We start from the raw sequence: 13,178 nt of genomic DNA, 5'->3' as shown, positions 1-13,178 counted from the left end.
CGGCCGGCGCTATCCTCCAGCGGTGACCGGAGCAGGACGAGGGAGGATGTCGCGATGATCGGAATGGTGCTCGCGGCCGGCGCGGGACGACGGCTGCGCCCGTACACCGACACCCTGCCCAAGGCGTTGGTGCCGGTGGACGGCGAGACGACGATCCTGGACATCGCGCTGGGCAACCTCGCCGAGGTCGGGCTCACCGAGATCGTGATCGTCGTCGGCTACGCGGCGGACGCGGTCGTCACCCGCCAGGCGGAGCTGGAGAAGAAGTACGGGGTCACGCTCACCCTGGTGCACAACGACAAGGCCGAGGAGTGGAACAACGCCTACTCGCTCTGGCTCGCCCGGGAGCACTTCGCCCGTGGCGTGCTGCTCGTCAACGGGGACACCGTCCACCCGGTGAGCGTGGAGAAGACCCTGCTCGCCGAGCGTGGGCCGGGCATCCTGCTGGCCGTGGACACCCTCAAGCCGCTGGCCGAGGAGGAGATGAAGACCACCTTCGACGCCGCCGGCCAGCTCACCCGGATCACCAAGCTGATGGACCCGGGCGAGGCGTACGGGGAGTACATCGGCGCGACGCTCATCGAGCCGCAGGTCGCCGACGCCCTCGCCGACGCGCTGGAGGCGACCTGGCGACGGGACCCGAACCTCTACTACGAGGACGGCTACCAGGAGTTCTCCGACCGGGGCGGCGAGGTGCGGGCGGCGCCGATCGGTGACGTCCCCTGGGTCGAGGTCGACAACCACGCCGACCTGGCCCGCGCGCGGGAGATCGCGTGCCGCTACTAGCTCGGAGCGTCCTCACCCCGCTGCACATCGACGTGCGACGCGGGGCGGTCGCCGACCTGGGCGCGATCCTGGCCGACGGGCGGATCTCCTCCGGTGGTGACGTCGCCGTGGTGGTCGGCCCGGGTCAGGGTGCCCAGATCGCGGAGCTGATCCGGCCGTCACTGCGCTCGGCCGACGTGTTCACCGTCTCCGGCGGGACACTCGACGCCGCCGACGACCTGGGCGGCAAACTGCGCGCCCGGTCGTACGACGCGGTCGTCGGCATCGGCGGTGGCAAGACCATCGACGTCGCCAAGTACGCGGCGACCCGTCGTGGGCTGCCGATGGTGTCGGTGGCGACAAGTCTCGCCAACGACGGGATCGCCTCCCCGGTGGCCAGCCTGATCACCGACGGGATCAAGGGCTCCTACGGCGTACACATTCCGATCGGGGTGATCGTCGACCTGGACTTCGTGGAGAGCGGCCCGGACCGGCACAACCGGGCCGGCATCGGCGACGTGATCAGCAACATCAGCGCGCTCGCCGACTGGGAGCTGTCCCGACAGGTACGCGGTGAGCCGGTCGACGGGCTGGCCGCCTCACTCTCGCGAGCGGGTGCCGAGGCGGTGCTCAACCACCCCGGCGACATGAGCGACGACGCCTTCGTGACAGTCCTCGCCGAAGCACTGATCTCCAGCGGCCTGGCGATGGCCGTCGACGGCACCAGCCGTCCGTGCAGCGGCGGCTGCCACGAGATCATGCACGCGGTCGACTCGCTCTTCCCCGGGACCGCGTCGCACGGTGAGTTGGCCGGGCTGGGCGCGCTGTTCTGCACCTGGCTGCGCGGGGACCTCCGCCGCTTCGGCGAGATGTCGGCCTGCCTGGCCCGGCACGGTCTGCCCCGGCTCCCCGCCGAGGTCGCGCTCACCGACGACCAGTTCATCGAAGCGGTGCAGTTCGCACCGCGTACCCGGCCGGACCGGTACACCATCCTCGAACACCTGGCACTGTCGCCTACCGAGACCAAGGAACGGCTGGCAGACTACGCCGGTGCAATCCGCGACCAGCTTGGCTGACCCCCGTCCCACCGTCGCCGACTTCCACCGGGTAAACCGGGGCGGCGGCCTGTTCAGCGAGTCGATCAGCCAATGGCTGGGGGCCGTCTTCGCGCTCGTCGCCCAACGGCTCGGGCTACGACCGACCGCGTTGACGATCACCAACCTGGTGCTCGGGCTGGCCACCTCGGTCACCGTGGTGGCGCTCGCCGGCCCGGTCGCCGCCGGGGACGTACCGGCCTGGGTGGTCGGCCTGCTCGCCCTGGTCGGCTGGCAGGTGGCGTACGCCCTGGACTGCGCGGACGGGCAGTTGGCCCGGGTGACCGGCCAGGGCAGCGCGGCCGGCGCCCGGGTCGACGTGCTCTGCGACGTGGCCGCGCAGATCGCCCTGGTGGCAGCCCTGGCCGCCACCGCCGTGGCGCAGGAGCCGTCCACGCCGACCTGGCTCGTGGCGACCTTCGCGGGCACCTGGATGGTCAACCTGGTGACGTCGGTGATGCAGGCCGGCCCGAACGCGGCAAGCATGGTCACCTCGACCTCGCTGCCGGTACGCCTGGTGAAGCTGATCCGCGACTACGGCGCGGTGATCTTCGTGGCCGCCCTGGTGCTCGCTGTGGCCCCCGCGCTGACCCTCTGGGTGATTGTCGCCTTCACCATCGTCAACGGTGGCTTCCTGCTGGCCAGCATCGCCTTCTCGGCCCGCGCCTCCCTACGCTGACCCACCCCACCCGCACGCCCGTCGGGCACCCGCCCGGCCCGGCTGTTGTTGCTGCCTCGGGCTGGCGGCAGGCCGCAACAACCCTGATGTTGCGGTGATCTTGCCGGTGGGCCCACCTTCCCGACGGCAGCGCAGGGGGCAGGTGGTCGGGCGCGGAGCAGAGCCGCCGGGAAAGGCGCGGATTCAGACGTGGTTGCGGGTGTGGGCCAGACCCGCGTAGATGTCGATGAGCCGCTTGGTGACCACGTCGGGGTGGAAGGTGCGCTCGTAGCGGGCGCGGGCGGCCAGGGCCAGTCCGGCCGCGCCGGCGCGGGCGACCGGCAGGGCGGCTGCGAGCGCGGCTGGTTCCGGTGCGACCACCCAACCAGCCTCGCCCTGAGCGATCCCGGCCGGCATCGCCGACCGTCCGATCCCGGGGGCGATCGGCGAGGCGACCTCGGACGCGACCGGCGACGCGACCGCCGAGGCGACGGCTGCCGGGCCGGTGCCGGCGGGCTCGTGCGGGGCGTCCGCCCCGACCAGGTACGGAATGCCGCCAAGCGCCGTCCCGAGCACCGGCCGGCCGCTCGCCATGGCTTCGATGATCACGGTGGGCAGCACGTCGTGCCACATCGCGGCGGCGATCACCACAGCGCTCGCCTCTACCGCCGCCCGCACGCCGGCCCGGTCGAGCTGACCGAGGTAGACCACGTCGGGCCGCTCGGCGGCGGCCGCCTCCACGAGTGGGCGCAGCTCACCGTCGCCGGCCACCCGCAGCGTGCCCAGGGAGCCCACCGGGTGCCGACGCCAGGCGTCCAGCAGCAGGTCGACGCCCTTCTCCGGGGAGAGTCGGGCCATGTAGAGGAACCCGTCACCGAGCGGCGCCGGCCGACCCGGGTCGGGCACCGAGTTCGGCTTCACCACGATGCGGTCGTCCGGAATGCCGTAGTCGCGGAGGTGGTCGGCGATCGCCGAGGTGAGCGCGATGTACCTGTCCACCGAGCGCCAGGTGCCCCGGTGCACGGCGAGTGTGGTCGCCATCAGCGCGCTCTGCGCCGCCGAGTCGCGGTAGCAGCGGTGCTTGATCGCCGGCACACCCAACGCCCGACCCTTGCAGTCCTGACAGATCACGCCGTCGCGGAAGTAGATCCCCGAGGAGCAGACCTGCCGGTAGTTGTGCACCGTCTGCACCACCGGCACGCCGTGCCGGTGCGCGGTCCGCACCACCCAGGGCGAGATCAGGGGGTACGGGTTGTGCAGGTGCAACACGTCAGGTCGGTGCTCGGTGAGCAGCCGGCTCAGGTCCTGCTGGGCGCGTGGCGCCCAGATCGGCGAGATCGGCAGCAGCGCCTTGGCGGCCTTCGACATCGACGGGATCTCGTCCGAGCTGCGGATGAAGGGCAGCACCTCGACGCCAGCGGCGGTGAGCTGGGCGATCTCCGAGTCGACGATGGTGTTCTCACCGGACGGCTGGGCTTCCCGGTACCGGTTGTGCGCCACCACGATTCTCACTGAGCTTGCCCTTCGTTCGCGGCTGTGCCGACTGTTGCTCGCGACTGCGGGGCTCGCAAGCTCACTCCTCGCGCTCGCGGTGGGAACTCGCAAGCTCATTCCGCACGCTCACGGGAAAGAAGGCTACCGTTGGACCGTGCCCGAACTACCGGAGGTTGAGGCGCTCGCGGGTTACCTGCGGCAGCGCGCGGTGGGGCGGCGCGTCGATCGGCTGGAGATCGCCGCGATCAGTGCCCTGAAGACGTACGAGCCGGCACCGACCGAGGTCGCCGGTCGGGCGGTGGTCGACGCCGCTCGGCACGGCAAGTTCCTCGACGTCCTGTTCGAGGGTGACCTGCACCTTGTGGTGCATTTGGCGCGTGCCGGCTGGTTGCACTACCGGGAGGCGTTCCCCGCCACCACTCCGCTGCGCCCGGGTAAGGGCCCGATCGCCGTGCGGGTACGCCTGGACGACGGTTCCGGCTTCGACCTCACCGAGGCGGGCACCCAGAAGAAGCTCGCCGCGTATCTGGTCACCGACCTCGCGGCGGTCCCCGGGGTGGCCAAGCTGGGCCCGGACGCGCTCGCCGCGGACCTGCCCACCTTCGCCGAGCGGCTGCGGAGCCGGCGGGGGCAGGTCAAGGGGGTGCTGACCGACCAGTCGGTGCTCTCCGGGGTGGGTAACGCGTACTCCGACGAGATCCTGCACGCCGCGAAGCTGTCCCCGTTCGCGATCACCGACCGGCTCACCGACGCTCAGATCGCCACCCTGCACGCCGCCACCCGACAGGTCCTCGGCGACGCGGTCGAGCGGTCCCTCGGTCAGCGGGCCGCGGAGCTCAAGGGCGAGAAGCGCTCCGGGCTGAAGGTGCACGCCCGCACCGGGCTGCCCTGCCCGGTCTGCGGGGACACCGTCCGGGAGGTGTCGTTCGCCGACTCCAGCCTCCAGTACTGCCCGACCTGCCAGACCGGCGGCAAGCCACTCGCTGACCGTCGGTTGTCTCGCCTCGTACGGTGAGTAATTCCACTTCAGGGCTACCGAGTGGAATCGCCCTCACTGAGTGGAAGCTCCGGTCCGCCGTTCTGGTCACGCGCGCATCCATCGGTATAGTGGCCCGGTCCCCGGCTTCTGAAAAGGTGCGGAGCCGGCCAGATCCTGCCAGCACCGTCGATCGCCAATCTCCATCGGAGCGGCGACCGCTCGGAGCCCGCGTGGGAGACTGGGACGGTGGGCGACCGGGCCCTCACGCCGAGTGAGCGGCCCGTGTCATGCGGGAGGACATGGGTGAGGTGACGGCAAGCCTCCAGCGCCCGGTAACCAACGAAGGCCGGAGCAGACTCGTGCGGCACGTCGACAGCTTCGAGATCCAGCCGCCGACGCCGCCGTCCCACAACGGCGTACCCCGGTCGGCCTGGGCCCGAGCGCGACGCCGCGTCTCCCGCTGGCACCGCCCCTACACGGCGATCCTGCTGCTGCTCGACTTCGGCGCGGCGGCGTTCGCAAGTTGGATCGCGATCCAACTGTTCGATCAGGCCGCCTCCGGGTTCTCCGACCTCAAGCAGGACCCGACCTGGTTCCACACCGTCTCCTACCTGCTGCTTCCGCTCGGCTGGGTGGTAATCCTCTGGAGCAACCGGGCCTACGACCGGCGCTACCTGGGGCTCGGGCCGGACGAGTTCAAACGGGTCATCCGGGCGGCGGTGACCGTCGCCGCGAGCGTCTCGTTCCTCGCCTTCGCCACCAAGACCGCGCTGTCCCGCTGGACGGTCGGCACCGCGCTGCTCGGGGCGCTGCTGTTGATCCTGTGGGGCCGTTTCGTGGCCCGCTGGGCGCTGCACTACATCCGGCGACGCGCCGGTCAGGCCGCGCACCGGATGGTGCTGGTCGGCACCCTGCCGGAATGTCTCGAGGTCTACGCGGCGGTCACCCGCAGCCCGGCCGCCGGGCTGATGCCCGTCGCCATCCACATCACCGACGGGTACGCGGCGGCCCGCGGCATGCCGACCCCGGTTCCGGTGTACGCCGGACGCGACGTGCTGGCGCTGGTCCGTGAGGTCGGTGGAGACACCATCGCCGTCTGCGGGTCGGCCAGCGCGGAGCCGGGCGAGCTGCGCCGGCTGGCCTGGCAGTTGGAGGGCTCCGGCGTCGACCTGGTGGTCGCTCCGCAGTTGACCGACATCGCCGGGCCCCGGGTGCACATCCGGCCGATCGAGGGTCTGCCGCTGCTGCACGTCGAGGAGCCGACCCTCTCCGGGCCGGCGCTGCTGGCTAAGAACCTGATGGACCGGGTCGCCGCCGGCCTGGGCCTGCTGCTGCTGATCCCGCTCTTCCTGGCCATCGCCGTGGCGATCCGGATCTCCGATCCCGGGCCGGTCTTCTTCCGCCAGCCGCGGGTGGGGCACGAGGGGCGCACGTTCCGGGTGTGGAAGTTCCGGACCATGTACGTCAACGCCGAGGACCGGCTGGCCAGCCTGGTCGACCGCAACGAGACCGACGGCATGCTCTTCAAGATGAAGGAGGACCCTCGGGTCTTCCCGGTCGGCCGATTCCTGCGGGCCACCTCGCTCGACGAGCTGCCGCAGCTGATCAACGTGCTGTGGGGCGAGATGTCGCTGGTCGGGCCCCGACCGTTGCCGGCCGACGACGGTGACTTCCTTGGTGACGTCCGCCGCCGCCTGCTGGTCCGCCCCGGCATGACCGGGCTGTGGCAGGTCTCCGGCCGCTCCGACCTGTCCTGGGACGAGTCGGTCCGACTGGACCTCTACTACGTCGACAACTGGTCGCTCGCGTACGACCTGAGCATCCTGTGGCGCACGGTCGGAGTGGTGCTCGCCCGCAAGGGCGCGTACTAGAGGGTTGGCGCGCCGGCCCGCAGCGGCGAGGATCGCTGCGTGGCTGCCAACCTCTCCGCCGTGGTCGGCGTCGTCTCACTCGTCACCGCGCTGACCGCGGCCCTGCTCGCGGTGCTGCGGCTGCGGGCCCGCCGCGGCATCGCCACCGCCACCCAGCGGGCCACCTACGAGGTGCTGCACACCGCCGGTCTGGCCGCCGAGCCGCTGCGCGCGGGGCTGAGCGAGGCGGGCGCGGCGAAGGCCGTACGCCATCTGCGGGCTCTGGTGGGTGCGGCCGGGCTGGCGCTCACCGACGCCGACCGGCTGCTGGCCCTCGACGGACGCGGCACGCACCACGCGGCGCAACTGCTCGCGGCGGCCCAGCGCACGGTGGGCTCCGGCCGCTCGACCGTGCTCGGTGAGCAGGAGCTGCACTGCGACCGCGTCGACTGCCCGATCCGGGGTGCGGTGGTCGCACCGTTGCTCGCGGCGGACGGCCGGGTGGTCGGCGCGCTGGTGGCGGTCGCCGACAGTCCGCCACCTCCGGGCCTGGTGCAGGCCACCCTGGAGACGGCACACTGGGCCGGCAACCAGCTCGCGCTGGCCGAGCTGGACTCGTCGCGGGAGCGGCTGGCCCGCGCCGAGATCCGGGCGTTGCGGGCGCAGATCAGCCCGCACTTCATCTACAACGCGCTGACCGCGATCGGCTCGTTCGTGCGCACCGACCCGGAGCGGGCCCGGGAGTTGATCCTGGAGTTCGCCGAGTTCACCAGGTACTCGTTCCGGGCGCACGGGGAGTTCACCACGCTCGCCGAGGAGCTGCGGTCGATCGACCGTTACCTGACCATCGAGCGGGCCCGGTTCGGCGACCGGTTGCAGGTGCGCTTGCAGATCGCCCCGGAGGTGCTGCCGGTGACGTTGCCGTTCCTCTGCCTCCAGCCGTTGGTGGAGAACGCGGTTCGCCACGGGTTGTCCCGCAAGCCGGGCACGGGCATGGTGAGCATCGAGGCTCGGGACGCGGGCGCCGAATGTCACATCACGGTGGAGGACGACGGAGTGGGAATGGATCCGACCACGCTTACCGCCGGCATCGCCGAGTTGGCCCGTGGCACTGGCGACCCGGCTGACGACACGGGCCAGCACGTGGGCCTCTCCAACGTCGACGAGCGGTTGCGCTCGGTCTTCGGGGACCGCTTCGGCCTGGTCGTGGAGACCGGGCTGGGTTCGGGCACGAAGGTGAGCATGCGGGTGCCGAAGTTCCATCCCGGCGTACGGGCCGGGTCGTGAGCGAGCGGACCGGGACGGGCGCGGTGAACGCGTCCGGTTTCCTGCGCGTCCTCGCGGTGGACGACGAGCCACCCGCGCTCGACGAGTTGGCGTACCACCTGCGGGCCGACCCCAGGGTGGCCCGTCTGCACACGGCCGGGGACGCCACCGAGGCGCTGCGGCTGCTGCGCGACGCGGACGTGGACGTGGTCTTCCTGGACATCCGGATGCCTGGCCTGGACGGCATGGAGCTGGCCCGGGTGCTGCGCCGCTTCGCCCGGCCACCGGCGATCGTGTTCGTCACCGCGTACGACGACGGCGCGGTGGACGCCTTCGATCTGGGTGCCACCGACTACGTGCGGAAACCGGTTCGTGCCGATCGGTTGGCCGAGTCGCTGCGCCGGGTGATCGGCTCGCGGGTGGTGCCGTCGCACCCGGCGGCGTTGGCCCGTGCCGAGGAGGACCCGACCATCCCGATCGAGTTGGCCGGCACCACCCGGATGCTGCCCCGCTCGGCGGTGCGGTGGGTGGAGGCGCAGGGCGACTACGCCAGGTTGCACACCGCCGAGGGGTCGCACCTGGTGCGCGTCCCGCTTGCCACGTTGGCGGAGCGCTGGGCCGACGCCGGTTTCGTCCGGGTGCACCGCTCGTATCTGGTCCAGTTGAAGTTGATCGCGGAGCTGCGGCTCGTCAACTCCGGCTACGTGGTGGTGATCGACTCTTCCGAGCTGCCGGTGAGCCGGCGGCACACCAGGGAGCTGAAGGACAAGCTGGTCAGGGCCGCGAAACAGGATTGGAATCGCTGAGCCGGGAATGGGAGCAGTCCTACCGTACGTTGTACGCTAGTCCGTACGACTGTCGGGAGGCCTACCGTGACCGAAACCCCGTTCCACGCCGAAACAGAATTCGACCGGCAACTCGACCGACTGGTGCAGCTCGGCTATCCGGCCCTCGCCGGGTCGACCGAGAGCGGCTTCCGTGACCTGGTCGCACCACTGCGGGCGCGCGCGGTCGAGGGCGCCGCCGGCCTGCCCGCCCCCACCGACGCCCGGGTGCCGTTCCTGCTCGTCGTCACCCGGGAGCTGATCGGGGTACGGGAACGACTGGAGTTGACCAGCCTGGCCGGCAAGCGCAAGCCCGGCATCCTGGACCGGAACTACGCCGAGGACGACCTGCCCCGCTTCGACCCGATCAAGGAGCTGGAGGTGCCGGCCGGGCCGGCGTACCTGCTCTTCGACGTCGACCGGGGGGAGGAATTCCGGAACCTGGCCCCGGCGACGGCCATGGAGGGGATCACCGCGCAGGGCCGGCTGCCGCTCAGCATCGACGAGGGGCTCGCCTTCGTCACGCTGCACCCGGCCGCGTTGGCGAGCAACAGGTGCTTCTCGCTTGTCGGCTCCCGCTGCGGCGACAAGCGGGTGCCGGCACTGTGGATCAGCCAGGGCGCACCGAAGCTGGGCTGGTGCTGGTACGGCAACCCGCACACCTGGCTCGGCTCCGCCTCCGCCCGGCCGGAGCGCATCGGCCTGGAGTGACAGTCGGAGACCGATGATCGACCCAGCCGCAGAGTTATCCACAGGCGTGAGCGGTTCTCCACAGGTTGTTCACAACGCGACCCAACGATCTCCATGGCGGCTCCCTACAGTCAGGACCCATGAAGGAACGCCGGGTCCTGGTGGTCGAGGACGAACGAACCATCGCCGAGTCCATCGCCGCCCGTCTGAGGGCCGAGGGTTTCACCGTGGAGATCGCGGCGGACGGGCCCAGCGCGGTCGCCCAGTTCCACGCCGGACAGCCGGATCTCGTCGTCCTCGACGTGATGCTGCCCGGCTTCGACGGCCTGGAGGTGTGCCGCCGGATCCAGGCCGACCGACCGGTGCCGGTACTGATGCTCACCGCCCGGGACGACGAGACCGACCTGCTCGTGGGGCTGGCCCTCGGCGCCGACGACTACCTCACCAAACCGTTCTCCATGCGGGAACTCACCGCCCGGGTGCACGTCCTGCTGCGGCGGATGGAGCGGGCCGCCGCCACTCCGGCCCCGCCCGCCATCCGCCTCGGCGACATCGAGATCAACGAGGCCGAGCGACGGGTCCGCCGGGCCGGGGTGGACGTGCACCTCACCCCCACCGAGTTCGACCTGCTGGTCCACCTCGCGGGTCGACCCCGCACGGTGCTCCCCCGGGAACGACTGCTCGCCGATGTCTGGGGGTGGGGTGACGGGAGCGGCACCCGCACCGTGGACAGCCACATCAAGGCCCTGCGCCGCAAGCTGGGCGCCGACCTCATCCGCACCGTGCACGGGGTCGGCTACGCCCTGGAGCTGCCGTCATGACGGCGACCCTGCTCACCCGTCTGGACCGGGTGCTGGAGCTGCTGCCCCGACCGCTGGACCCGGTGCGCTCGATCAAGTTGAAGCTGGGCGTGCTGCTGGTCGCCTCCGGTGCGGCGGGGCTTGCCTACTTCTCGTACGGCATCGGCTGGCCGCCACCGGTCACCTCGGCCACCGCGATCGGCGTCGCCCTGCTCACCTCGCAGGTGCTCGCGCACGGCATGACCTCGCCGCTGCGGGACATGACCTCGGCCGCCGGTGCGATGGCCCGGGGCGACTACACCCGCCGGGTGCGTGCCACCTCCCGCGACGAGGTCGGTGAGCTGGCCCAGGCGTTCAACAAGATGGCCGAGGACCTGCACGCCGCCGACAAGCGCCGACGCGAGCTGATCGCGAACGTCTCGCACGAGCTGCGTACGCCCATCACCGCGTTGCAGGGGGTGCTGGAGAACATGGTGGACGGGGTGGCCGACCCCGAACCGGCAGCGCTGCGCTCGGCGTTGGCCCAGACCGAACGGCTCGGGCACCTCGTCGCCGACCTGCTCGACCTGTCCCGCCTCGACGCCGGCGTGGTGCCGCTACGACGCGTCCACATCGACGTGGGGGATTTCCTCGACGAGGCAGTCGAGCACGCCACGGCAAGTACGTCCGGTGCCGGCCTGGACGTGCGCTTCCAACTGCGCGACCTGCCGGCGCCGCTGACGGTCCACGCGGACCCGTGGCGGCTGCACCAGGTCTTCGCGAACCTGCTCGACAACGCGGCGCGACACAGTCCACCCGGTGGCCTGGTGCGGGTCAGCGCGGAGGAGCACGGCGACCAGCTCAGCTTCGAGGTGAGCGACGAGGGCCAGGGCATTCCACCGATCGAGCGTTCCCGGGTCTTCGAGCGGTTCACCCGCGGCGACCGGTCGGCCGGCGGCGGCACCGGGCTCGGCCTGGCCATCGCCCGCTGGGTCGTCGAACTGCACGGCGGTCGGATCCGGGTCCTCGACCCCGCTCGACCGGTCCACGGTGACCGGCCCGGCTGCCGCATCCAGGTCACCATCCCGCGCGACGGGCAGTCCCGAGAAGAGGCGGCATGACCAGCCCCGGCAACAACCCGCTCCCGGCCGGCGGGCCAGCGGACTCCCCGGCGGTGCGGCCCGGCCCGGCTGGCACACCCGTCGCCGGACGACCTCAGGCGTGGCCGGTCACCGCTGCCCCGCCCCGGCCCCCGTCGCTCGTCGCGCGCCGCTGGCCGGGGCCTCCCGACCCCGCCCGCCCGCTGACGCTGGGGGCGCTTGCGGCTGCGGCGGTCGTCGGCGCGTCGACCCTGACGATGGTTCGTCCGGGTCTCGGCTGGCTGGTGGCGGCACTCGCGGTCACCGCCGCCCTCGTGACCGCGAGCCTCCAGGCGGCCACCGCCCGTCCCGGTGCCACGGGGGCACCGGGGCGGGCGGAACAGGCCATCTGGGTCGTCATGACTGTCGCGCTGACAGCCGTCGGCACAGTCCGGGCCGCCGGCTGGCTCTTCGCCCTCTGCCTGCTCGCGGCCGTGGTGACCGGGACTCTCGCGGTGACCGGCGCGCGGAGCCCGCTCGGGATGCTGCTCGCCGCGACGCTACCGCCCGCCGCGGCGGTCCGGGCCCTCCCGTGGGCGGCACGCGGGGTACGTGAAACCGGACCGCCGGGGTCCGGGATCGGCTTCGGGCGCATCCTCACCAGCCTGGTGACCTCCGCAGTGCTGTTGGCGCTCTTCGGGGTGCTCTTCGCCTCCGCCGACGCGGTCTTCGCCGAGCTGGTCACCGGCCTACTGCCGGACATCTCACTGCCCGCCGTGATCGGCTGGACGTTCCGCCTGGCACTGATCGGCGGGGTGCTGCTCGGTGGCGCGTACCTGGTCGGTGGCGCACCCGACCTGGAGGGCCTGCGGCCGGCGCCGTCACGCCAGGTCCACCGACTGGAGTGGACCGTCCCGCTGGTGTTGCTCGACGCCCTGTTTGCCGCGTTCGTGCTGGTCCAGATCACGGTGCTGTTCGGCGGCGCGGGGCACGTGCTGCGGACGGCCGGGCTCACCTACGCCCAGTACGCCCGGGGCGGTTTCTGGCAACTGCTCGCCATCACCGCGCTCACCCTGCTGGTGATCGCCATCGCCGCTCGCCGCGCCCCGAAGGCCACCCGGGCGGACCGGCTGTTGGTCCGCATCCTGCTCGGCACGCTCACCGTGCTCAGTCTGGTGATCGTCGCCTCGGCGCTCTACCGGATGCAGGTCTACTCCGACGCGTACGGGGCGACCCGGCTGCGGCTCGTCGTGGCGACCGCGGAGCTGTGGCTCGGCCTGCTCTTCCTGCTGGTCGGGGTCGCCGTGGTGCGGCTGCGGGCCGAGTGGCTGCCCCGGTTGGTGATCGGCACGGCGGTGCTGGCGCTGCTCGGCCTGGCACTCGTCAACCCCGACCGGCTGATCGCCGACCGGAACGTCGACAGGTACCTGGAGACCGGCCGGTTGGACGTCGACTACGTGTCCGGGCTGTCCGCCGACGCCGTGCCGGCGCTGGCCCGCCTGCCCCATCCGATGCGCACCTGCGCACTGACGCGGATGGCCGCCGAGCAGCCTCGGGACGGCCTCTGGGCGACGAATCTCGGCCGGCTGCGGGCCCGAGCGGAACTCGACAAAATTCCACTGAACACCACCCTGACCTACTGTCTCGACCTGGGACGCCGCTGAGCGTGAACGCTTGACAATCGCGTACGGCGGGCGAGA

General features: G+C 71.7%; 12 protein-coding genes. 11 read left to right on the top strand and 1 reads right to left on the bottom strand.

Translation table 11 applies throughout. The features are described 5' to 3' along the window. Positions 1–54 precede the first annotated feature (54 nt). From AB0C15_RS04515 to AB0C15_RS04505, 3 genes are read left to right on the top strand one after another with little or no spacing between them, the layout of a single operon-like run. On the top strand, positions 55–786 hold the full coding sequence (locus AB0C15_RS04515) for a phosphocholine cytidylyltransferase family protein (protein WP_357348569.1): 732 nt from the start codon (positions 55–57) through the stop codon (positions 784–786). Continuing rightward, positions 774–1,841, top strand: coding sequence for an iron-containing alcohol dehydrogenase family protein (locus AB0C15_RS04510; protein ID WP_357348567.1), 1,068 nt, complete (start codon positions 774–776; stop codon positions 1,839–1,841). Before AB0C15_RS04515 ends, AB0C15_RS04510 begins: the two co-directional genes overlap by 13 nt. Further along, a complete protein-coding gene (locus AB0C15_RS04505; RefSeq protein ID WP_357348565.1) occupies positions 1,816–2,538 on the top strand; it encodes a CDP-alcohol phosphatidyltransferase family protein in 723 nt (240 codons plus the stop codon). The genes AB0C15_RS04510 and AB0C15_RS04505 overlap by 26 nt, the downstream gene beginning before the upstream one ends. 183 nt (positions 2,539–2,721) lie before the next feature. Here the strand turns inward: AB0C15_RS04505 and AB0C15_RS04500 are convergent, their stop codons facing one another. After that, a complete protein-coding gene (locus AB0C15_RS04500) occupies positions 2,722–4,029 on the bottom strand; it encodes a glycosyltransferase family 4 protein (protein WP_357348562.1) in 1,308 nt (435 codons plus the stop codon). Positions 4,030–4,165: 136 nt separating this feature from the next. Between AB0C15_RS04500 and AB0C15_RS04495 the strand changes: the two genes are divergently transcribed. The 8 genes from AB0C15_RS04495 (at position 4,166) to AB0C15_RS04460 (ending at position 13,142) form a co-directional block, all read left to right on the top strand. Beyond that, positions 4,166–5,026 carry a DNA-formamidopyrimidine glycosylase family protein gene (locus AB0C15_RS04495; RefSeq protein ID WP_357348561.1) on the top strand — a complete coding sequence of 287 codons (861 nt, stop codon included), beginning with the start codon at positions 4,166–4,168 and terminating at the stop codon, positions 5,024–5,026. Positions 5,027–5,289: 263 nt separating this feature from the next. Continuing rightward, complete coding sequence (locus AB0C15_RS04490; protein ID WP_357348701.1) at positions 5,290–6,861, top strand: sugar transferase; 1,572 nt, start codon at positions 5,290–5,292, stop codon at positions 6,859–6,861. Positions 6,862–6,900: 39 nt separating this feature from the next. After that, complete coding sequence (locus tag AB0C15_RS04485) at positions 6,901–8,127, top strand: histidine kinase (protein ID WP_357348559.1); 1,227 nt, start codon at positions 6,901–6,903, stop codon at positions 8,125–8,127. A gap of 23 nt (positions 8,128–8,150) precedes the next feature. Beyond that, positions 8,151–8,912: a LytTR family DNA-binding domain-containing protein gene (locus tag AB0C15_RS04480; protein ID WP_357348699.1), complete on the top strand. Its 762-nt coding sequence runs from the start codon at positions 8,151–8,153 to the stop codon at positions 8,910–8,912. Between the two features lie 66 nt (positions 8,913–8,978). Next, positions 8,979–9,641: a DUF5701 family protein gene (locus AB0C15_RS04475; protein WP_357348558.1), complete on the top strand. Its 663-nt coding sequence runs from the start codon at positions 8,979–8,981 to the stop codon at positions 9,639–9,641. A 119-nt stretch (positions 9,642–9,760) separates the two neighbouring features. Beyond that, a complete protein-coding gene (locus tag AB0C15_RS04470) occupies positions 9,761–10,441 on the top strand; it encodes a response regulator transcription factor (protein ID WP_357348556.1) in 681 nt (226 codons plus the stop codon). Next, positions 10,438–11,520: a HAMP domain-containing sensor histidine kinase gene (locus AB0C15_RS04465; RefSeq protein WP_357348555.1), complete on the top strand. Its 1,083-nt coding sequence runs from the start codon at positions 10,438–10,440 to the stop codon at positions 11,518–11,520. The genes AB0C15_RS04470 and AB0C15_RS04465 overlap by 4 nt, the downstream gene beginning before the upstream one ends. Next, positions 11,517–13,142: a DUF4153 domain-containing protein gene (locus AB0C15_RS04460; protein WP_357348553.1), complete on the top strand. Its 1,626-nt coding sequence runs from the start codon at positions 11,517–11,519 to the stop codon at positions 13,140–13,142. The genes AB0C15_RS04465 and AB0C15_RS04460 overlap by 4 nt, the downstream gene beginning before the upstream one ends. Positions 13,143–13,178 lie beyond the last annotated feature (36 nt).

Source organism: Micromonospora sp. NPDC048835 (assembly GCF_040649995.1).
Classification (GTDB): Bacteria; Actinomycetota; Actinomycetes; order Mycobacteriales; family Micromonosporaceae; genus Micromonospora.
The sequence above is the reverse complement of the archived record's forward strand: the minus strand, read 5'-3'. Positions and strand labels throughout refer to the sequence as shown.

Coding starts and splice junctions, on each gene's coding strand:
- AB0C15_RS04465 (WP_357348555.1), top strand. CDS start 10,438: ATGACGGCGACCCTGCTCACCCGTCTGGACCGGGTGCTGGAGCTGCTG.
- AB0C15_RS04460 (WP_357348553.1), top strand. CDS start 11,517: ATGACCAGCCCCGGCAACAACCCGCTCCCGGCCGGCGGGCCAGCGGAC.
- AB0C15_RS04470 (WP_357348556.1), top strand. CDS start 9,761: ATGAAGGAACGCCGGGTCCTGGTGGTCGAGGACGAACGAACCATCGCC.
- AB0C15_RS04515 (WP_357348569.1), top strand. CDS start 55: ATGATCGGAATGGTGCTCGCGGCCGGCGCGGGACGACGGCTGCGCCCG.
- AB0C15_RS04490 (WP_357348701.1), top strand. CDS start 5,290: ATGGGTGAGGTGACGGCAAGCCTCCAGCGCCCGGTAACCAACGAAGGC.